Genomic DNA, 20,190 nt, shown 5'->3' on the forward strand with positions numbered 1-20,190 from the left:
GGGCAGCCATGTCTAACATTACACATGAAATTGTTGAAAAAAATACCGGCTTACTCGTTGTTTTTATTGTGATTGCGATTAGCTTTGCAACTTTGGTTGAGATTTATCCATTGCTTTTTGACCAAAATACACCAGAGCAAGGCGGTGTGAATAAGCCACTTCCCAACATGCGTCCATGGACAGCATTGGAATTAGAAGGTCGTGACATTTATATCCGTGAAGGTTGTCATGTATGCCATACTCAGATGATTCGTCCTCTTCGTGCCGAAGTTGAGCGTTATGGACCTTATAGCCGTGCCGCAGAGTCTACATGGGATCACCCATTCTTATGGGGTTCTAAGCGTACCGGCCCTGATCTTGCTCGTGTTGGCGGTCGTTATTCTGACCAATGGCACATTGACCATTTGATTAATCCACGTGCGGTAGTGCCTGCATCAGTCATGCCTGCTTATCCTTGGCTTGCCAAAAATGAAGTGGATGGATCTAGGGTTCAAGCAAAAATGCGTATTTTTAAAGACCATTTTGGCTTGCCTTATACTGAGTCTGATATCGAGGCGGCACCTGACCAGGTACAAGGAGCAACAGAGCTTGACGCACTGGTGGCTTATTTGCAACAGCTTGGTATTGCCATGCAAGGTCAACGCTAATGAATTGGGGCGTTTTACATAGTATTGCAACCGTGGTAGCTTTTTTCGCTTTCATTGGCGTTGCGTGGTGGGCATACTCACCAAAAAACAAAAAACGCTTTGAAGAAGATGCACAACTTGCGTTAGATGACAACCAAATAGAAAAGTTGCCATCACAACGCACTAAGGATATACAATGAGCTTTTTTTGGAGTTCTTGGATTACCATCTTTTCGCTGGCTTGTTGGATTTTTATTTTTGGGGTGCTTGTTTTGACCTTAAAAACCAAACCGCAACTAGAAGAAGATGAGACAACAGGACATTCATACGACGGTATTCGTGAATATGATAAGCCCTTGCCAAAATGGTGGCTTGTGGTATTCTTTGGTACGCTATTTTGGGGGTTGGGATATTTTGTTCTTTATCCATCCATTCAACCAGGTGCTTGGAAGGGTGTTACTACCGTAGAAGTTGATGGTCAAGAGGTGCCTTGGACATCAGAGAATGAACTTAACAGCCAACTACAAGCTAACAACAGAGTGTTCACCCAAAACTTTGAGCAAAACATTTTGGCCGTAGCTGGGGCAGATGGTGCTGTGCCTGTTTTGGAAAAACTTTCTAAACTGCAAGCTGAACAACGTCAAAATACTGAGTCAGATTCGGATTTGCAGTCTCAAATTGATGAACAGGTCAAACTGCTGGCTCCTTATGTGGATATGCTGGCAGGTGATTTAGAAGCCCAAAAAGTGGGTAACCGTCTGTTCTTACAAAACTGTGCTCTGTGTCATGGTCTCAACGCCAAAGGTGCAACAGGTTATCCTGATCTAACGGACGATGACTGGCTCCATGGTGGTAATGCAGATGAAATATTGCTAACCATTCATAATGGTCGTGTCGGTGCAATGGCGGCGTGGCAGAAACAACTGGGCGAGTCTGGTGTTCGTGCTGCTGCTGAATACGTACTGTCTATCGCTAGCGGACATGGTCCTGGGGTAGATAATGGTGAGCTTAATCAATCATTGGTGGCACAAGGTAAGTCTATTTTTGAGGCCAACTGTGTGCTATGTCATGGTGCTGATGCCAAAGGTTTAACTTCATTTGGTGCGCCGAACTTAACTGATGATATTTGGCTATTTGGCGGTGATCGTGAATCGGTACAAACAACCATTCGTCATGGTCGTGCTGGCGTGATGCCCGAGTGGCAAACTAAGCTGGGTAACGAGCGTATTATGTTACTTGCAGCCTATGTGCGTTCACTGTCACAAAACCCTACCGAATGATGAATTGTTGATTTGATAAAAACCTTTATGTGAATCTCACCTCAAAAGTTGGACAACTGACCTTTGGGGTGTTTTTTTATACGTGTTAATAAAAAATATGATACATTTGATAAAAGGAAATCTCTGATGACCGTCCTATCTGACTATGTCCGTGCCATCATTACCGCAACCGTTTATGATGTTGCCATGCGAACACCTCTTGAAAAGGCGAACAAATTATCCACTCGTTTTGACAATGACATTCGCCTAAAACGAGAAGATTTACAACCTGTATTTAGCTTTAAACTACGTGGAGCATACAACTGTATTAGTCAACTTACCGAGGAACAAAAAGCAAAAGGCATTATTTGTGCCTCTGCTGGCAATCATGCACAAGGGGTAGCATATTCAGCAAATCGCTTAAAAATCAATAACTTAATTGTCATGCCCAAAACCACACCTGATATTAAAGTACAAGCTGTTAAAGCCTTTGGTGGTACGGTATTTTTGCACGGCGATAGTTTTGATGAGGCTAACCGTTTTGCCATTGCAAAATCACAAACAGATGGCATGACCTACATCGCCCCTTATGATGACAAGCTTGTGATTGCAGGGCAGGGTACAGTGGCGTTGGAGTTGTTGCAAGACTGGCAAGAGATGGAATACGTCTTTGTGCCTGTGGGCGGAGGCGGTCTTGTGGCGGGCGTGGCGGCGTTTTTGGGGGAAATTGCTCCACATGTCAAGATTATTGCCGTAGAATCTGAAGGGGCGGCATGTCTAAAAGTTGCCCTAAAAAACGGTGAACGCACTCGCTTACCACAAGTGAGTTTGTTTGCTGACGGTGTGGCGGTTGCCCAAATTGGACAAATTCCTTTTGAAATTGCCAATTTGACCAAATCAAACGGACAAGGCAGTCTCATTGATGATACGATAACGTGCAACAATGATGAAATTTGTGCCAGTGTCAAAGACATTTTTGAAGAAAATCGCCACATCGTTGAGCCGTCTGGGGCATTAGCTTTGGCAGGACTCAAAAAATACATGAAAACGCATCATCTTACTAACAAAAACTGTGTAGCAATCGTCTCAGGGGCGAACATGAATTTTGACCGCCTGCGTTATATTGCTGAACGTACTGAAATTGGTGAGAATAAAGAGGCAATTTTTGCTGTGCAGTTACCCGAGCAGGCAGGAGCATTTTTGGATTTTTGTCGCAGTTTGCAAGGACGAAATATTACCGAATTTAATTACCGCCTAGATGCTACCAACCCCAATGTTGCCCAAGTTTTTGTTGGTATTGGCTTAAAGGATGGTCAAACCGAGCGTGCCACAATCATGCAACATCTGAGCAAAGGGGGTTATAAGGCACATGATTTGACCGATGATGAGATTGCCAAAACGCATGTCCGATATTTAATTGGTGGGCATGGACGACTTACTGATGAACGCTTATTCCGTGTGGTATTTCCCGAACGACCAGGGGCGTTATTAAACTTTCTTGAAAAATTAGGACAAGATTTTAATGTAACCTTATTTCACTATCGCAATCATGGTGCAGCAGAAGGGCGGATTTTGGTGGGGCTACAAGCCACACTCACCAGCGGACGACAAATCGTGGATGCACTGACCGAGATTGGTTATGAATGCGAGGATTTAACGGATAATATTGGCTATGGAGCATTTTTAAAATAAAGTCAAACCATGTAAATATGATGGTTGCTTATTTTTATTTTGGCTAAGAGTTTTGGCTAAAAGTATTTTATGAAATGTTTGTTTTTTCCAAAAATTTTTGTAAAATAAATCAATGAATTTAATCTGATGGAGATGTCATGAAACAATTTTTAAAACCTCTTATCATCATTCTATCTTTATCACCAGCATTTGCCTTAGCTTGTGAAAAACCACAGGTAACAGGGTATGATGAGGTTGATTGCTTGCAAGAAGGCTTTGCAAGCGTGAAACAACACGGCAAGTATGGTTTTGTTAATAAAGTGGGTAAGGTGATGATTCCCATCCAGTACGATGATGCCCAACACTTTTCGGAGGGTTTTGCAGGTGTCAAGCAAAATGGTCAATATGGTTTTATCAATAAAGGCGATGAAATGCTTATTCCTGCCCAATATGACCGCATCTTGCAGGGTTTTAAAAATGGCAAAGCTCAGGTAAAGCGACATGGTGAGCAATTTTATATCAATAAAGAAGGTAAACGCCTAGACTGATTTTGGCAGGCAAGACTTTCAAATTTTTTAAGTATTTTGGTCATTGGGCGATATTTCCCCTTGATATTTGTCCAACGTGTTCGCATTTTATTAACTGATAAACAAAAGAGAACACTATGCCAAATCAAACTCATACCCTAACCATACATGGCATGACTTGCCAAGCCTGTGCCACTCGCCTAGAAAAAGTATTAAACAAAAAAGACAGCGTAAAGCGTGCTGAGGTGAACTTTGCCACAGAGACATTGACTCTTAGTACCGAAAGCGACATCCCTGATGATGAGATTTTGACATGGATAAAAAAGACGGGTTTTACCGGAGATTTTATTGATGGCTCATCCCAAATCCCCATATCCAGTAACGATAAGCTGCCATATCGCTTGATTGCTCTTGGTGTGCTTTCTTTGCCGTTTTGGGTGGGCATGGTGGGTATGATGACAGGTTTGCACGTACTCATGCCCCCAAATTGGGTACAGTTTATATTGGCAAGCATTGCCCAATTTGCCCTTGCCATGCCTTTTTATAAAGGAGCGTGGGCGGGGATAAGGGGCGGACTGCTTGGTATGGATGTACTGGTGGCACTAGGGACGAGCATGATTTGGGCGTATTCTACTTATGCATGGCTGGTAGATGCCCATGTATATTTTGAAGCCAGTGTGATGATTTTGACTTTTGTAAGTCTTGGTAAATACTTAGAATATCGCACCAAAACAGGCAGTCTCAACGCTCTATCCAAACTCATGGAGCTACTACCACACACGGTCAAAGTCAAACGCAACCAAATGTGGGTGGATGTGGCATTGGCGGATGTCAAAGTAGGCGATATATTGCAAGCCAAACATGGCGATAAAATTGCGGTAGATGGGGTCATCACAGATGGTCAAGGGGAGATTACCCAAGCTCATCTGACAGGAGAAAGTGCTTATTTATCAAAATCTTATGGCGATGAAGTGCTGGCAGGAAGCGTGGTCGTGGATGGCAGTTTTACTTATAAAGCCCAAGCGATGGGTGCACAGACAACGCTTGGACAGATGACAGAGGCACTGTCACACGCACAGGGAACCAAAGCTCCGATTGCACGGCTTGCTGACCGTGTGGCAGGTGTTTTTGTGCCAGTGGTGGTGGTGTTGTCGGTGCTGACTTTTTTGGGGAATTGGTATGTATTGGGGCAGTTTGACATTGCACTTATGCGAGCGGTTGCTGTGCTTGTCATCGCCTGCCCATGTGCGTTGGGACTTGCCACGCCCACAGCGATTATGGCAGGCATGGGCGTGGCATCTCGCCATGGAGTGCAGTTTTTGGATGCGGTGGCGTTGGAGACAGCAGGGCAGATTGGTGCGATGGCCTTTGATAAGACAGGCACACTCACCAACGGACAGCTTGTGGTGGTGGACAGTCTAAGCCTTAGCGACATGCCCACACTGCTTGGTGTTACATCAAGCATAGAATCTCACAGCACGCATCCTATGGCCCATGCCATTACCGCTTATGCTTATGATAAACACGCCCCCACATTCACCGCCAAAAATATCCTAAGTCAAGCAGGATATGGCATACAAGGCGAGATATCTGGCGTGGGTGTGGTAAAAGTGGGAACGAGTGATTTTGTCAGTGTCAATCTGGACGAAAAAGCATGTGCCTTTATGAATGACAACCCCACAGCCAGTCTTGTATTTGTGGCAATCAATGACAAACTGGCGGGTATTTTTGCCTTATCCGATGCCCTAAAAGCAGATGCACATATGCTGATAAATAAATTAAAAGCAGATGGCATCACACCTGTCATTTTAAGTGGCGACCGTCAAAGTGTGGTGGATAAGGTGGCAGATGAGCTGGACATAGACGGTTACGGAGAGTTGTCGCCACAGGATAAATCCCTAAGAATCAAACACTTACAAAAAACACATAAAACCGCCATGATAGGCGATGGCATTAATGATGCCTTGGCGATGACCACAGCGGATATTGGCATGGCGGTGGGGGGTGCAACAGACGTGGCGACAGGCTCGGCGAGTGTACGGCTTATACAGTCGGATGCAAGTAGGACGATGAACATTTATCACGCTTATAAAATCGCCAAACTGACCCTAGATAACATCAAACAAAATCTATTTTTTGCCTTTATTTATAACATCATTGGCATTCCACTTGCGATGATTGGTGCATTAAATCCGATGATGGCAAGTATTGCCATGGCACTAAGTTCGCTTTCGGTGTTGGCAAATGCGTTGCGATTAAAGGGGGTAGATTTGAAGGAAGATTTACAAAATTAATAAAAAATCAAGGCGGATTCTCCGCCTTGATTGATGAATTTGGTGTCATTTTACCACATTATTTTACCATGAACTGTCAACGATTTGGCAGATGCTCTTTGACGTCTTTGGCAAATTTGCGTAACACATCAACCGTACTTTCCCAATCAAGACAGCCGTCCGTTACTGATTTGCCATATTCTAATTGGCTTAGGTTGGCAGGGATATTTTGACGGCCGCCTTTTAGGTGGCTTTCAATCATGAGTCCCATGATGGATGTGTTGCCTTTTTGGATTTGTCCTGCGATATTTTGGATGACCATGGGCTGTAAATATGGGTCTTTGCCTGAGTTGGCGTGGCTTGCATCTACCATGATTTTACCGTTTGTTTTACCTTTGGCAAGCTCATTTTCGGCAGCTGCAATGGCGGTTTCATCATAGTTGGGTTGGTCATTACCGCCACGCAAGACAACATGGGCGTATTTGTTGCCTTTGGATTTGATGATGGAGACTTGACCATCTGATGATAAGCCCAAAAAACTATGCCCAGAGCTGACCGCTTGCATGGCATTTACCGCCACAGTCATTGAACCGTCCGTACCATTTTTAAAACCAACTGGGCAAGACAGACCACTTGACATTTCACGGTGAGTCTGGCTTTCGGTGGTTCTGGCTCCGATGGCTGACCAACTGATTAAGTCTTGTATGTATTGGGGGGTGTTGGGGTCAAGGGCTTCTGTGGCACAGGGCAGACCTTTTTCATTAAGCTCCAAAAGTAGCTTTCTTGCCATGCCAAGCCCTTTTTTAATGTCAAAACTGTCATCCATGTTTGGGTCATTAATAAGACCTTTCCAGCCTGTGGTGGTGCGTGGTTTTTCAAAATAGACACGCATGACGATAAATAACTCGCCTTTTAACTCATCCGCCAATGCTTTTAATTTGTCTGCATATTCGTGGGCGGCATTGACATCATGGATGGAACAAGGCCCAACCACAACCAAAATGCGTTTGTCCACACCGTCTAGGATATTTTCGATGACTTTGCGACCGTGCAATACAGTGTTAAATGCTTGACTTGATAGAGGGTAGGTGCGTTTTAGTTCGGCGGGGGTGATTAGTGGGGTGATTTTTTCAATATTCACATCATCAATTTCTGTATGGTGGGTTAAAAAAGACATAATACCTACCTGTTCCATTGGGTTTGGTCAAAAGGATATTATGCACAGTTTTGCCTGATTTGACAAGGCAAAAAGTGGGGAATGGACAAAAAATTTAAAAATAGTTTATGTGTTTTGATAAATTGATAATTTGTGGTTATCTCTTTGGGAGAAATTCTCACAGAACGATGACAGTTCACAACCATGTGCCAAATAACGCTTTTGCCCAACGCCCCAAATGTGCTATTATATCTATTTTTTATTTTGAGAATGACAATGACCACGCCCACTTATTCTGACATTTTATCCGTTGTTGCTGATGATTTTGCTGTCATGGACAAACAAGTTTTTGGTTCGCTAAATTCCAAAGTTCAACTTGTCATGAAAGTCTCTGACCACGTCATTAATGCAGGCGGTAAACGCATGCGTCCTTTGATGACTTTGCTTATCTCACGCATGATAAAAGATAAGCAATATCAACCAAGTTTAGAACTGGGGGCAATCACCGAGATGCTCCATACTGCCACGCTCGTGCATGATGATGTGATTGATGAATCGGGTATGAGACGAGGGCGACCGACTGCCAATGCTACCTGGAATAACGCAACGGCTGTTTTGGTGGGTGATTATCTTATTGCTCGTTCATTTAACCTTTTGACAGGGTTTGGGGATATGACTTTGTTAAAGCTGTTCTCGGATGGAACGTGTGATATCGCCGAAGGTGAGGTGTTACAATTGCAGCACCAACACAACATTGAGACAACCGAAAGCGACTATTTGCAAATCATCGATGGCAAGACCTCACGGCTGTTTATGATGGCGTGCGTAGGGTCGGCTCTACTTCATGGCAGGCATGATGATAAAGAATTACTTGCCAATTTATCCGATTTTGGACAGCATTTTGGTAATGCTTTTCAGATGATTGATGATGTGATGGACTTTATGGGCGATAGCCAAACGATGGGCAAAAATTTAGGTGATGACTTAGCTCAGGGCAAACCAACCTTACCGATCATCAAAACCTTACAACTCTTAAAAAATACCAATACCGACGATTATGACAAACTTAGAATCGCTGTGCAAACAGGCAAAACAGACGATGTCCAAATGCTCATCTCTTCGGTTAGGTCATCAGGGGCGTTGGCATATTGCAAAAATCGGGCACAAGAAGAAACCGCCCTTGCCCAAGATGCTTTGATGAGACTGCCCAATAATAAATACCGCCATGCTCTGTATCAGCTGACAGAATTGGCAAGTGCCAGATTGGTGTGATGGGCGTGTGATGTGAATGTATTGGGGCAAATGTATGGGGTGATTGTGTGTCAAAGTGATTACAATCACCCTTTATTATTTGTGTGTGCTTTCATTGTTGTGCAAAATAATAGTGCAAAATTGTACACAAAAATATTGACAATCTCTCGGTTATGGTTATAATATTCGCCCAAATTTGTAACAAGATGTTTCAAAAATGCTTTTTCTCGTCCTTGCCATTTGTGCCAGTGTGTTGGTGTCCATATTTTTAAAAACCGCCCGCCATCAAAACCTTGATATCGCCCAAGCCATTTTGGTGAACTATATCACCGCCATTATTTTATGTGTGTTGTTATTAAAGCCTGATTTTGATGTCAGTCAAATCATGACAAATGGGGGGTTTATTATCATCGCCTTAGGTGTGCTTTTGCCGAGTGTATTTATCATCATGGCAAAGGCGGTAGCACAGGTTGGCATTGCCAAATCAGATGTGGCACAGCGTTTGGCATTATTTTTACCGATATTAGCGTCATTTACCATTTTTGGGGAGAGTTTAACGCTTGCCAAGGTTTTAGGCATTATTTTGGCGTTTTTATCATTAATCGCCTTAACTTATAAACCCAATACAAAAAATAACCGCACCAAAACAGATGGTCAATTAAATGTCAAAAGCACCGCTTTAATATTGGGTGGGGTGTGGGCAGGCTATGGTGTGATTGATGTTTTATTTAAACAAATGTCAAAAATGGGTAATGCCTTTGCCAATACTTTGCTTATAAGTTTTATATTGGCATTTTTTTTGTTGTTCATTTATTTAATTGCTAATAAGACCAAATGGCAGGGCAAGAGCCTAATCAGTGGGGTTTTACTCGGGGGTTTAAACTTTTTTAATATTTTATTTTATATCAAAGCTCATCAGGTCTATAAAGATGACCCAACATTGGTTTTTGCAGGCATGAATATTGGGGTGATGTGTTTGGGGGCAGTTGTGGGATTGTTTATTTTTAAAGAAAAGATATCTAAAATCAATGGTATGGGAATTGTGCTGGGTGTCTGTGCGGTATGGTGCTTGTTTTATTTGACATGATTGTAATTTGACATGATTGTAATTTGACATGATTGTAAATGGGGCATGCCCAGTTTGATGGTGTTTTAAAAAATTGATGGGATTTATCATTTTAATCATTTGGGCGATAATATGTCTTAGCGTCATTGGTAAATATGCCATAAACTTTTGCCCAATTTGTCAAAATCCATTATAATAGCCAACCATTTGCCCAAAGAATTTAGATTATGAACCAATTAAATCCCCGCCAACAAGAAGCCCTAGCCCATGTTGTAGGTCCTCTACTCGTTCTGGCAGGGGCAGGGTCTGGCAAAACTTCTGTAATTACTCAAAAAATCGCTCATCTTATCCAAAATTGCAACATGCCTGCTGAACGCATCACGGCGATGACCTTCACCAACAAGGCGGCACGAGAGATGAAAGAGCGTGTCAAAAAGCTGCTGCCAAACGATAAAATTCGTGGATTGACAGTGTCTACCTTTCATCAGTTTGGTTTGCAATTTTTGCGTTATGAACTCATGCACACCCCCTTAAAAGGCAATTTTAGTATCATGGATGCAGATGACAGTAAGCGTCTGCTTGCTGAACTCATGGTGCGTGATAACCTATCAGGGGCGGAGCGTGCAGACATGGTGGGTAAGGCGATGAAGATGATTGGCGACTGGAAAAATGAACTGGTCGTTCCAGAGGATGCCATCAGTACGCTAAATGACCCTGAGGATGTGATTTTTGCTCATCTGTATGGACTGTATGAACGCCATTTGCGTGCGTATAATGCGGTGGATTTTGATGATTTGATTGTTCTGCCTGTGCGTATTTTAAAAGACAATGAAAGGGTGCGTGATAAATGGCAAAATCGCATTCGCTACTTACTGGTAGATGAGTATCAAGACACCAATACTGCCCAATATGAGCTTATCAAGCTTTTGGTGGGCTTTCGGGCAAGGTTCACGGTGGTGGGCGATGATGATCAGTCCATCTATGCGTGGCGTGGGGCGAAACCTGAGAATATGGCGTTGTTAAAGCAGGATTTTCCAACATTACACGTGGTAAAACTTGAACAAAACTACCGCTCTACCAATCGCATATTGGCATCTGCCAATGCTGTGATTACCAATAATGAACATATTTTTGAAAAATCACTGTGGTCAGATAAGGGCCATGGCGAACTGATTCGGGTGTTAAACTCCTCTGATGATGCAATAGAGGCAGAACGTGTGGCAAAAGAGATAGTAACACACCGCCTAAGATATAATAACTCATGGGAGCAGTATGCTGTGCTGTATCGCTCCAACTTTCAAGCTCGTCCATTAGAAGCTGAACTGCGTTCACTACAAGTACCATATAGGTTATCGGGAGGTACGTCATTTTTTGCACGTGCTGAGATTAAGGATGTCATGAGTTATTTACGTATCATTCTAAATCCCGATGACGATGCTGCATTTTTGCGAATTATTAATACCCCTAAGCGTGGCATGGGTTCGGCAACCTTAGAAAAACTTGGACTGTTTGCCCAGGAATATGGCTTATCACTGCTGTCCGCCTGCTCTCATTCGGGACTAAAATCAGCGGTGGGGGCAAAGGCAGGTGGCATACTTGCCAGCTTTGGTGAATTTATTGAACATTATACTCGTGAACTTTATGATAACCCAGACCCCATGCCCCTTGTGCGACAGATGATTGTGGAGACAGGGTATATTGACCACATCAAAGAAGACAGCAAAACTCCTCAACAAGAAAAAAATCGCCTTGACAATATTGAATCACTATACTCATCCATCCATGCACTCATAGACCGTGCCGAGGATGATGATGAAAAAAGCATTGATGCGGTGATTCGCAAATTGGTATTGCTAGATATGCTAGAACAACAACAAGAAGAGGAAAATACTAACAAAGTCAATCTCATGACCTTGCATGCTGCCAAGGGGCTTGAATTTGATTTTGTGTATATTATTGGTGTAGAAGAGGACATTTTGCCACACCGTAACTCCATTGCCTCTGAGACGATAGAAGAAGAACGTCGCCTAATGTATGTGGGCATCACACGGGCAAGGCATGAGCTGACCTTAATGTATGCCCAAAAACGCAGGGCAGGTAAAGAATATCGCCAAACCACGCCATCTAGATTCTTAGATGAGTTGCCCACTGACCACATTGATTATCCTGCCAAACGCAAAAAATCTACCGACCCCAATAAAGTTGCCACAGATTATTTGGCAAACATTCAAGCCATGCTTGCTGCCAAACGCAAAAGATAGGTGCTTTTAATCATTCACCTTTCATCATTCATCGTCCATCATCAACCATTAATGTGAGTGTGTCATGTATCCATTTTTACGCCTAACCCAAAACATCATCAGCAGTGCAACCGCTTATCACAAAAGCAAAAAATCAGGCACACTAATCGGTCTGACTGATACAACCGAGTATCGTTTTATTGCCAACATCAATGACATTGATAACTTCTTTGAGATGAATAATGGGCGAATTTTGACGTTGTTTGATTTGGGGCGTAATGATTTTGCCATTCGTACAGGTCTGGGCAAAAAACTCTTGCAACAGCGGTGGGGCTTGGTAGTGGCAGGCAGTACCATTCAATATCGCAAACGTGTGCGTCTGTTTGATAAAGTGCTGATGAAAACTAGGGTATGTGCCATTGATGATAAGTGGTTCTACATGGAGCAGACGATGTGGGTTAAGGGTAGGTGTACCTGTCATGTGCTGCTTCGTACGGCAGTAACCAACTTTATGACAGGCAAACCCATTCCAACTGCACAAGTGTTATCATCGCTTGGCTATGATGAGATAAGCCTACCGCCTGATGAATGGGTGCAGGCGTGGATAGATGCTGATAAACAACGTCCGTTTCCACAGTGATGATTGGGGGCATACTGATATCCCATAGTCCTCATCTTTGCATATGCCAAAGACAGGTTGTATATGCCAAAGACAGGTTGTCAATATCTGGCTTAAAGCTCCACATTTATCTTGGGAGCTGATGCCATCGTCTTTATGCCTTGTTGTTGGTATCAATTACAGCATTGCCTGCCATTTGGGTTTGGGGTTAAAAGCAATGAACCTATCACACCACCGCCGTCATTCTATCCAAGCCATGTTATAATAGCCCAAATTTGCCAAGCCTAACAGTCATGACCGAGACCCATCAAGACCCCATTGACACAAGTCTAGTACTGCCCCCTGATGGGCATTGTTTTCATTGTGGCGAGAAGTTGCCCAGTGAACCGTTTTTTACTGTGATTTTTAATCAGTCACACCCCATGTGTTGTTTGGGTTGTCAACTTGCCTCCGAGAGCATTGTTGAGCTTGGATTGTCGCAGTATTATCTTGACCGCCGTGAGATAAGTCCAACCGCACCGCTACCACTTGCCAATTTTGATGCTTATAATCATGACGATATCAAAGCCCAATTTGTCTATCATGAAGATGGTGCTAGCACAGCAGAGCTGTCGGTAACAAATTTGCGTTGCACAGCGTGTACATGGCTTATAGAGACCCGCTTACGTGGTATGGATGGGGTACGTGCCTGTCAGGTTAATCTCACCGAACAGCGTATGCGTGTAAACTGGGATGAGAGCCGTTGCAGTATTGGCGACATTTTGGGGGCGGTGCATTCGGTTGGCTATGACGCTCGCCCTTATCGGCAGGACACACACGAGGCGATGATAAAACGTCAAAACAAGCAAATGCTTATCCGTCTGGGTGTGGCAGCGGTGGGGGCAATGCAGGCGATGATGTTTTCTATCGGACTGTATTTTGGCGATTATTCGGGTATGGCGGACGAACATCGTCATTTTTTACGTGCAGTGGCATTGTTTGTTACCATGCCGGTGATTTTTTATGCAGGCGTGCCATTTTTTCGTTCTGCTTTTAATGCCATCAAAGCCAGGCAGGTCAATATGGATGTGCCTATCTCTGTTGCCCTTATTGCAACCTTTGGGGCAAGTGTATATGCCACACTGACCCAATCTGGTGAGACCTATTTTGACTCGGTCTGTATGTTCGTTTTCTTTTTGCTCTCAGGTCGCTACATTGAACAAAATGCACGCCTAAAAGCGTCCAACATGGCAAATGATTTGGTTGTGATTGAGCCTGTGCTTATCAGACGGCTTGGGTCTTGTCATGAACTTGTCATGCAGTTTTCCGATGGTGTGCCAGATGATGAATTGATAAACCATTGGCAAAATATTCATGTAGGCGATGATGTGGCAGATGACAATAAAGTGCTTGCCCAAACCCTAAATGTGGGTGATGTCATCTGGATAGAAGCAGGGCAACAAATCGCCTGTGATGGGGTGCTGTTATCAAACACCGCCACACTCTCGCAGAGTCTTTTGACAGGTGAGAGTGATTTGATGGTCAAAAAGCAAGGAGATATGTTGGCAGGTGGTTCACAAAATGACGCACAGCCTTTTGTGATGCTTGTAACAGCACAGGCAGATAACAGCCAAATGGCACTCATAGACCGCTTGATGAACCGTGCGATGAGTGAAAAACCACAAATCGCCCAAGATGCTGACCGTATGGCACGGTGGTTTGTTGCTCGGGTGCTTGTGCTGTCGGTATTGGTTTTTGTGATTTGGCTGTTTGTGGATAAAACCCAAGCCTTATGGGCGACAGTGGCGGTACTGGTGGCAACGTGTCCGTGTGCGTTGGGTCTTGCCACTCCCATTGCCCTGACAGTGGCAACCAATCGTCTGGCAAGTGTGGGATTTTTGGCGACCCGAGGTCATGTCATCCAAAGTCTCTCCAAGGTAAGTCATGTGGCATTTGATAAAACAGGTACACTCACGGTAGGGCAAGCCAACCTATTGCATGTGGATTTTACCATGTATGATAAAGCACATTGGCTAAAAGTGGCGGCAAGTCTAGAAATTGGCTCAAAACACCCTGTGGCACGAGCGATTTTAACATCCGCTCACGGTCTGCACTTACCAAAAGTACAAAACATCAGACACCATACAGCAGGAGGTGTGGAGGGTTTTGTGGAAAATCTGTGCTATCGTATTGGGCATGATGGTTTTGTCCTAAATGGCGGTGACGGTCATATAATACCAGAGAAACTGCATACCTTTGGGGCGAATATGTCGGTGGGACTGTCCGTTTTGGTGGGTGAATGCTGGGAGATGGTGGCACGTTTTTATTTTAATGATGTGATACGTACAGATGCCAAAGAGACGATAGATAACCTAAAAAAACAAGGCATTACCCCGCTTATGCTGACAGGCGACCCCAACGATTATGCGTTGACAGTTGCCCAAATGCTTGGTATAGATTGTGCTTATCATGGTCTGTCACCAACTGATAAAGTCAATCATATCAAAGAGTTACAAAAAGATGGGCATACTGTTCTTATGGTAGGAGATGGCATTAATGATGCGCCTGTGCTTGGTGCATCTAATGTTTCGGTAGCGATGGCAGGAGCGAGCGATTTGGCTCAGGTATCAGCAGATGGTGTACTGCTTGATGGCAGATTATCCATCATCAATCATGCCATCAATCTGTCAATAAAAACTCACCAAATCATTCGCCAAAATCTGCGATGGGCATTGGTGTATAACACGCTCATTCTTGTGCCAGCAGGCATGGGTTATGTACCGCCTTGGCTTGCTGCCATTGGCATGAGTTTATCCAGCTTGTTTGTTGTGGCAAATGCCATGCGGTTAAAGCGAGCTTAAACATGAAAAGACTTCAAACATAAAAAAGCCCACATAAAAAAGCCCAATCTACATCAAGATTAGGCTTGTTTGATGGGCATCGGTTAGATTTTGTTTTGAACTTTTTGGGCACTGCCAGTAACAGCTTCACCAGTTTTTGAAACATCTTTGCCAAAACCTTTGATGGTGTTGCAACCTGTTAGAACGAACATGCCTGCCAAAGCAACTACAAGTAGCTTTTTCATAAATATCTCCCAGTTAAAATCAGTTAAAATGTCATAAAATGAGTGAGAAAAACTCACAAAATCTATCTTACCTAATTTTTTATTATTTTACTGTAATAAAATGTAACTTAGCATAATCATTAGGGTGTAATCATTAGGGTATGCCCATCTTTGGAGGTCTATAAAGATTTTATAAATGTTGCTCATGCCCTAAGTATTTATAAACAATTAGGTGGTTTTGGCAGTCCTGCCAGTCTGTTGATGTGGCGTGCAACCAGACCTGTATTAAAAAGCCGTTGTAGTTTGGCGTTGTCAATCTCATCATCGGCTAAGCTTGTGGATAAATATTTGATGAGTGGGCGAGTGGTGGGACTGTGATGGTATTGGTCAAAAAACGCCCGCACCTGTATTAATATGCGATAATGGATGTCTGTTAGCTCTATGTTTAAGGTATCAGCAAGATGTTGGGCGATGGCAGGCGTCCAAAGCGTGTGATCGCCCAAATGTCCATCAGCATCCAAAGTGAGTTTGGTAGGTGGTAGGGGATTGGTATTTGTCATGATTATGATATTGGTTTTTGATTAAAATTCAAGCACACTGTCAAATAACGCACGTTTGTCATCAAATACACATCGTTCATCAGACAAGGCACGCCTAATATTATCATCAAATGCGGTCATTTGTGTGTCGTTGAAGTCATGCCATGCCTTATCTATGTCATACAAATCAAGCGACTGTACCATGCCATACACACGGCTATTAGGATCGTCAAGCAACACATGAGCAGGTGTATCAAAAAACAATCTGACATTATGGTCAAAGGCTGCCAGCACAAAGGCAAGGGCAAGTGCTTCATAGGCGATGAGTTCATTATCGCTGGTAAGTTTGATTAGGATATTCATGGTTAAAACTGTATAAGCTTTGTGTCATCATCAATATATAGTGCCAAATGAGAGAGTCCAACCAAGCGAAAAGGGGGTAGGACATTCTCACCATCTAAGCTGTGGCGGTGAGCATTATCCGCATCGGTAATGCCTCGTGCTAAGGCGGTGCTGACACAAACAGGCAAATCAAGCCCATATCTTTTAGCAAGAGCAACCCACAGATGGCTAATATTGGGCACATCAGCACTTTGCCACATCAAGCGATTGGCGGTGTACGCCCCATCACCATAGAAGAACACTAAGACACGCTCACCGTTATCTAGCAGTGTTGTGGCAGTCGTTAGGGCTTCTTTGCCTTGACGGTCGTGGGGGCTTTTGGTGACGAGCAGTAGAGTGTGTGTCATGATGCTGATGGGTTATTTTTGGGTATTATAGCCTAATTTAGCCTAATTTTTCAAATTTGGTGTAAAATAAGTAACAATATTTAATCCATCAATTTGGTGAATTGCCATGCTTGATTTTTGCCCCAATGATGACGAACTTGCCACGCTTGCCCTTGCCAGCCCTTTTGCCTTTGGTATTTATCAAAAACAGCCATCACAGATAGGTGCGTTTTTGGGCAGATTTGGTTTTGACAAATCTCTTGATCGTGCCGTATTTGATGGGTTAATCAGAGAGTTTGTGGTAATGTGTGCAGGTATGAGTGGTGTGGGTTATGATGATGCAAAACAAGATGATAAAAAGCGTGATACAGCACAGATAACAGATGACATACAAGATGTCGACCGGTCATATTATGGGGCTGATGAATCAGCGGTCATGCAAGCGATGCGAGAACTTCGTACCATGCTGATGGTTAAATGGATATGGCAAGATGCGTTGGGGGTTATAAGCTTAGAGCATTTGACCACGGAATTATCCAGCTTTGCTGATGCGTGTGTGTGCTTTGCTAAAAACTATGCATGGCATGAGACAACAAAACGTTATGGCATACCTATGACCAGCGGTGTATACCTGACACAGACAGATACAAATAGCAAAAACACCAAAAACACCAAAAATATCAAAACCATGCCCGATGAATTTGCCGTCATCGCCATGGGTAAATTGGGAGCAAAAGAGCTCAATTTATCCAGTGATATTGACCTAATTTTTGTGCATATGGGGGCAGGCGATACAGATGTCAGCGAGCAGGGCAAAAAAAGCGTGGAAAATCAGAAGTTTATGACCACACTGGGACGAATGATTATTCGCCTACTCAACGACCACAGTGAGCATGGTTTTGTGTTTCGTGTGGACATGCGACTGCGTCCGTGGGGTGATGGCAGTCCACTCATCATGAGTTTATCAGCACTACAAAAGTATTTTAATCAACATGGGCGGACGTGGGAGCGTTTTGCATGGTTAAAGGCAAGAGTGGTAAATACGGTATCTACACCCTTTGCCAATGAGCTTTTGGCGGTGATAAATAATTTTGTATATCGTTATTATATTGATTATACCGCCTTCTTGGCACTGCGTGAGATGAAAACACTCATCATGGCACAACAAGCCCAACGTCAAGATGCCGATAATGTCAAGCTGGGTGTGGGGGGCATTCGTGATATTGAGTTTATTGCACAGGCATTCTTGCTCATCTATGGCGGTCATCATGTGGCGTTGGGTAAGTTGTCATCTTGTCTGGATGTGTTATCTATGCTCGGTGAGCTTAATTATTTAGATGATGATGAATGCACCAAACTCATGGATGCTTATCGTTTTTTACGGCGATTAGAACACGCCATTCAAGCCCGTCATGATGAACAGACCCAAAGACTGCCAATGGGTGATGAACTTGTGGCGATTGCACAAGTGCTTGGCTTTGATGGTGTATCAGAATTTTTGACAGTACTGGACAGTCACAGACAACATGTCAGCACCCCATTTGACCGCATGGTTACCGACCGTCAACGCCCTACGCAGTCGTTGGGCGAGATGGCACAGATGGCGTGCACATTGCAGCAACTGCTTAGTGCTGACAGCTTGGCTTTGTTAGATGAGTTTTGGCGGTCTAAACTGGTTGGCGGTTTAAAACCCGATGCCAAAGCTCGTCTTGATGAAGCGTATCCTATTTTGATTCATGCACTGTGTCATCATGCCAAAAGTGATGGGGCAGAGCGTGCCGATGATGCTGTACCACGCCTTATCACACTTTTGGAGTCCATTTGTCGTCGTTCCATTTATTTGGTGATGATGGCGGAGAATCCGAATGCAACCATGGGGCTAATTCCCATGCTTTCAGCCAGCCCATGGATAGCACGAGAGATTGCCTTGCATCCTATGCTCCTTGATGACTTTTTGCAACAGCGTTATTTGCATTTACCTGATAAGATGGAACTGACTGACATACTAAGACAACAGCTACTTCGGGTATTGCCCTTTGATGATGAACAGTATCTAAGTGCCATTCGTACCTTTAAAAAGTCGCAAGTATTGGCTGTGGCAACTGCTGATATTTTGGGCTTGCGTCATATCATGAAGGTGTCGGACAGCCTAACCTTTATCGCCGAAGTTGTGTTATCATCAGCTCTTAGTAGGGCTTATGATGAACTGGTTGCCAAATATGGTCATCCGTTACGTGCCAATGGTATGATAACAGATGAGATGGCCTGTGGTTTTGCTGTTATTGGTTATGGCAAATTGGGTGGGATTGAGATGTCGTATGCCTCGGATTTGGATGTGGTATTTTTACATGATATCAGTGAGGCCGCTGATACAGTTGGTAAGAATGTCAGACCCATCAGTGGTATGAAGTTTGCATCTCGCCTTGTCCAAAAAGTCATCACTTATCTGACCACACAGACCCGTGATGGACGTGCCTATGAGTTGGACATGCGACTTAGACCATCTGGTAATGCAGGCGTGATGGTTGTCTCGGTGCAGGGTTTTGATGGTTATCAACGTGATAAGGCATGGGCATGGGAACACCAAGCACTGGTACGTGCAAGGGGCATTGCAGGCGATAAGACCGTGTTAGATGCTTTTGATCATACCCGTCATCAGATACTGACCACCAACCGAGATGCTAAGCAGATACGCCAAAATGTCATCTCCATGCGTCAGAAGATGAAAGAGCATTTGGGTAGTAAATCCAATCAGGCGAATAAACATGGCGTAGTTCAACCATTTCACATCAAGCAGGATTTTGGCGGGCTGATTGACATTGAGTTTTTGGCTCAATTTATGGTGCTGACCCATGCCCATGCCCATCCCAATCTTGCCATTTGGTCGGATAATGTGCGTATTTTTGAAGAGGTGGCAAAGGCAGGACTGTGGTCTGATGACTGGTGTGATAGACTCACGCAAGCATATTTGGCACTTAGAAAGACCACACATGAGTTGGCGTTGTCCGAAAAGCAGGCTGTGGTTGATGATGACAGTTGGCAGCAGATTCGGGCATTTGTGTGCGGTGTTTGGGGTGAGGTTATTGGCGAATAAAAGACTTAAATTAAAATATGATTTAAGCCTTTGATTTGTATGGTAAAAATGGTGGAGATGATGAAAATTTAAACCTGTCATCATAGCAAAATCCCCAAC

At 43.7% G+C, this 20,190-nt stretch carries 18 protein-coding genes; 13 read left to right on the forward strand and 5 right to left on the reverse strand.

Annotated features, from left to right (window positions below; genetic code table 11):
- Positions 1–8 precede the first annotated feature (8 nt).
- The 6 genes from ccoO to A7456_RS02650 all read left to right on the forward strand — a co-directional run bounded on the left by ccoO (position 9) and on the right by A7456_RS02650 (position 6,376).
- On the forward strand, positions 9–647 hold the full coding sequence (gene ccoO / locus A7456_RS02625; protein ID WP_066891896.1) for a cytochrome-c oxidase, cbb3-type subunit II: 639 nt from the start codon (positions 9–11) through the stop codon (positions 645–647).
- Entirely contained in the window at positions 647–826 is a 180-nt protein-coding gene (locus tag A7456_RS02630) for a CcoQ/FixQ family Cbb3-type cytochrome c oxidase assembly chaperone (RefSeq protein ID WP_066888696.1), read from the forward strand. The genes ccoO and A7456_RS02630 overlap by 1 nt, the downstream gene beginning before the upstream one ends.
- Positions 823–1,905 carry a cytochrome-c oxidase, cbb3-type subunit III gene (ccoP, locus tag A7456_RS02635; RefSeq protein ID WP_066888694.1) on the forward strand — a complete coding sequence of 361 codons (1,083 nt, stop codon included), beginning with the start codon at positions 823–825 and terminating at the stop codon, positions 1,903–1,905. The genes A7456_RS02630 and ccoP overlap by 4 nt, the downstream gene beginning before the upstream one ends.
- A gap of 126 nt (positions 1,906–2,031) precedes the next feature.
- On the forward strand, positions 2,032–3,576 hold the full coding sequence (gene ilvA, locus A7456_RS02640) for a threonine ammonia-lyase, biosynthetic (RefSeq protein ID WP_067007274.1): 1,545 nt from the start codon (positions 2,032–2,034) through the stop codon (positions 3,574–3,576).
- Positions 3,577–3,713: 137 nt separating this feature from the next.
- Complete coding sequence (locus A7456_RS02645) at positions 3,714–4,103, forward strand: WG repeat-containing protein (RefSeq protein ID WP_067007277.1); 390 nt, start codon at positions 3,714–3,716, stop codon at positions 4,101–4,103.
- A gap of 116 nt (positions 4,104–4,219) precedes the next feature.
- The gene (locus tag A7456_RS02650) at positions 4,220–6,376 is read left to right on the forward strand and encodes a heavy metal translocating P-type ATPase (protein ID WP_067007280.1); all 2,157 of its coding nucleotides are present in this window, start codon (positions 4,220–4,222) and stop codon (positions 6,374–6,376) included.
- Positions 6,377–6,452: 76 nt separating this feature from the next.
- On the opposite strand, the gene A7456_RS02655 is transcribed toward A7456_RS02650, so the two are convergent.
- Positions 6,453–7,532, reverse strand: a complete 1,080-nt coding sequence (locus tag A7456_RS02655; RefSeq protein WP_066888925.1) for a 3-deoxy-7-phosphoheptulonate synthase — start codon at positions 7,530–7,532, stop codon at positions 6,453–6,455.
- A 255-nt stretch (positions 7,533–7,787) separates the two neighbouring features.
- On the opposite strand from A7456_RS02655, the gene A7456_RS02660 reads away from it, so the two are divergent.
- The 6 genes from A7456_RS02660 (at position 7,788) to A7456_RS02680 (ending at position 15,527) form a co-directional block, all read left to right on the forward strand.
- Positions 7,788–8,783, forward strand: a complete 996-nt coding sequence (locus tag A7456_RS02660; RefSeq protein WP_197940243.1) for a polyprenyl synthetase family protein — start codon at positions 7,788–7,790, stop codon at positions 8,781–8,783.
- A gap of 196 nt (positions 8,784–8,979) precedes the next feature.
- On the forward strand, positions 8,980–9,849 hold the full coding sequence (locus A7456_RS02665; RefSeq protein WP_067007283.1) for a hypothetical protein: 870 nt from the start codon (positions 8,980–8,982) through the stop codon (positions 9,847–9,849).
- Between the two features lie 206 nt (positions 9,850–10,055).
- Positions 10,056–12,089, forward strand: coding sequence for a UvrD-helicase domain-containing protein (locus tag A7456_RS02670; protein WP_067007286.1), 2,034 nt, complete (start codon positions 10,056–10,058; stop codon positions 12,087–12,089).
- 64 nt (positions 12,090–12,153) lie between these two features.
- Positions 12,154–12,708: an acyl-CoA thioesterase gene (locus A7456_RS02675; protein WP_067007289.1), complete on the forward strand. Its 555-nt coding sequence runs from the start codon at positions 12,154–12,156 to the stop codon at positions 12,706–12,708.
- 121 nt (positions 12,709–12,829) lie between these two features.
- Complete coding sequence (locus tag A7456_RS11860; RefSeq protein ID WP_265091064.1) at positions 12,830–12,952, forward strand: hypothetical protein; 123 nt, start codon at positions 12,830–12,832, stop codon at positions 12,950–12,952.
- Between the two features lie 28 nt (positions 12,953–12,980).
- Positions 12,981–15,527 (forward strand): heavy metal translocating P-type ATPase, encoded by a 2,547-nt coding sequence (locus A7456_RS02680; RefSeq protein ID WP_067007292.1) that lies wholly within the window; start codon positions 12,981–12,983, stop codon positions 15,525–15,527.
- An 83-nt stretch (positions 15,528–15,610) separates the two neighbouring features.
- On the opposite strand, the gene A7456_RS02685 is transcribed toward A7456_RS02680, so the two are convergent.
- The 4 genes from A7456_RS02685 to tusD form a co-directional block, all read right to left on the reverse strand.
- Positions 15,611–15,751 (reverse strand): entericidin A/B family lipoprotein, encoded by a 141-nt coding sequence (locus A7456_RS02685; RefSeq protein ID WP_062498678.1) that lies wholly within the window; start codon positions 15,749–15,751, stop codon positions 15,611–15,613.
- A gap of 197 nt (positions 15,752–15,948) precedes the next feature.
- Positions 15,949–16,290, reverse strand: coding sequence for a TusE/DsrC/DsvC family sulfur relay protein (locus tag A7456_RS02690; protein ID WP_066888678.1), 342 nt, complete (start codon positions 16,288–16,290; stop codon positions 15,949–15,951).
- Positions 16,291–16,311: 21 nt separating this feature from the next.
- Positions 16,312–16,632, reverse strand: coding sequence for a hypothetical protein (locus tag A7456_RS02695; RefSeq protein WP_067007295.1), 321 nt, complete (start codon positions 16,630–16,632; stop codon positions 16,312–16,314).
- A 2-nt stretch (positions 16,633–16,634) separates the two neighbouring features.
- On the reverse strand, positions 16,635–17,018 hold the full coding sequence (tusD, locus tag A7456_RS02700; RefSeq protein ID WP_067007298.1) for a sulfurtransferase complex subunit TusD: 384 nt from the start codon (positions 17,016–17,018) through the stop codon (positions 16,635–16,637).
- A gap of 106 nt (positions 17,019–17,124) precedes the next feature.
- On the opposite strand from tusD, the gene glnE reads away from it, so the two are divergent.
- Complete coding sequence (glnE, locus tag A7456_RS02705) at positions 17,125–20,091, forward strand: bifunctional [glutamate--ammonia ligase]-adenylyl-L-tyrosine phosphorylase/[glutamate--ammonia-ligase] adenylyltransferase (protein ID WP_067007301.1); 2,967 nt, start codon at positions 17,125–17,127, stop codon at positions 20,089–20,091.
- The last annotated feature ends 99 nt before the right edge of the window (positions 20,092–20,190 follow it).

The sequence above is a fragment of the Moraxella nonliquefaciens genome (assembly GCF_001679005.1).
Classification (GTDB): Bacteria; Pseudomonadota; Gammaproteobacteria; order Pseudomonadales; family Moraxellaceae; genus Moraxella; species Moraxella nonliquefaciens.

Bases quoted from the DNA above. Each gene is read 5' to 3' on its own strand.
- glnE (WP_067007301.1), top strand. From the start codon at position 17,125: ATGCTTGATTTTTGCCCCAATGATGACGAACTTGCCACGCTTGCCCTT.
- A7456_RS02695 (WP_067007295.1), bottom strand. From the start codon at position 16,632: ATGAATATCCTAATCAAACTTACCAGCGATAATGAACTCATCGCCTAT.
- A7456_RS02670 (WP_067007286.1), top strand. From the start codon at position 10,056: ATGAACCAATTAAATCCCCGCCAACAAGAAGCCCTAGCCCATGTTGTA.
- A7456_RS02630 (WP_066888696.1), top strand. From the start codon at position 647: ATGAATTGGGGCGTTTTACATAGTATTGCAACCGTGGTAGCTTTTTTC.
- A7456_RS02650 (WP_067007280.1), top strand. From the start codon at position 4,220: ATGCCAAATCAAACTCATACCCTAACCATACATGGCATGACTTGCCAA.
- A7456_RS02685 (WP_062498678.1), bottom strand. From the start codon at position 15,751: ATGAAAAAGCTACTTGTAGTTGCTTTGGCAGGCATGTTCGTTCTAACA.
- A7456_RS02665 (WP_067007283.1), top strand. From the start codon at position 8,980: ATGCTTTTTCTCGTCCTTGCCATTTGTGCCAGTGTGTTGGTGTCCATA.
- ccoO (WP_066891896.1), top strand. From the start codon at position 9: ATGTCTAACATTACACATGAAATTGTTGAAAAAAATACCGGCTTACTC.
- ilvA (WP_067007274.1), top strand. From the start codon at position 2,032: ATGACCGTCCTATCTGACTATGTCCGTGCCATCATTACCGCAACCGTT.
- A7456_RS11860 (WP_265091064.1), top strand. From the start codon at position 12,830: ATGCCATCGTCTTTATGCCTTGTTGTTGGTATCAATTACAGCATTGCC.
- A7456_RS02660 (WP_197940243.1), top strand. From the start codon at position 7,788: ATGACCACGCCCACTTATTCTGACATTTTATCCGTTGTTGCTGATGAT.
- A7456_RS02675 (WP_067007289.1), top strand. From the start codon at position 12,154: ATGTATCCATTTTTACGCCTAACCCAAAACATCATCAGCAGTGCAACC.
- A7456_RS02690 (WP_066888678.1), bottom strand. From the start codon at position 16,290: ATGACAAATACCAATCCCCTACCACCTACCAAACTCACTTTGGATGCT.
- tusD (WP_067007298.1), bottom strand. From the start codon at position 17,018: ATGACACACACTCTACTGCTCGTCACCAAAAGCCCCCACGACCGTCAA.
- A7456_RS02645 (WP_067007277.1), top strand. From the start codon at position 3,714: ATGAAACAATTTTTAAAACCTCTTATCATCATTCTATCTTTATCACCA.
- A7456_RS02655 (WP_066888925.1), bottom strand. From the start codon at position 7,532: ATGTCTTTTTTAACCCACCATACAGAAATTGATGATGTGAATATTGAA.
- A7456_RS02680 (WP_067007292.1), top strand. From the start codon at position 12,981: ATGACCGAGACCCATCAAGACCCCATTGACACAAGTCTAGTACTGCCC.
- ccoP (WP_066888694.1), top strand. From the start codon at position 823: ATGAGCTTTTTTTGGAGTTCTTGGATTACCATCTTTTCGCTGGCTTGT.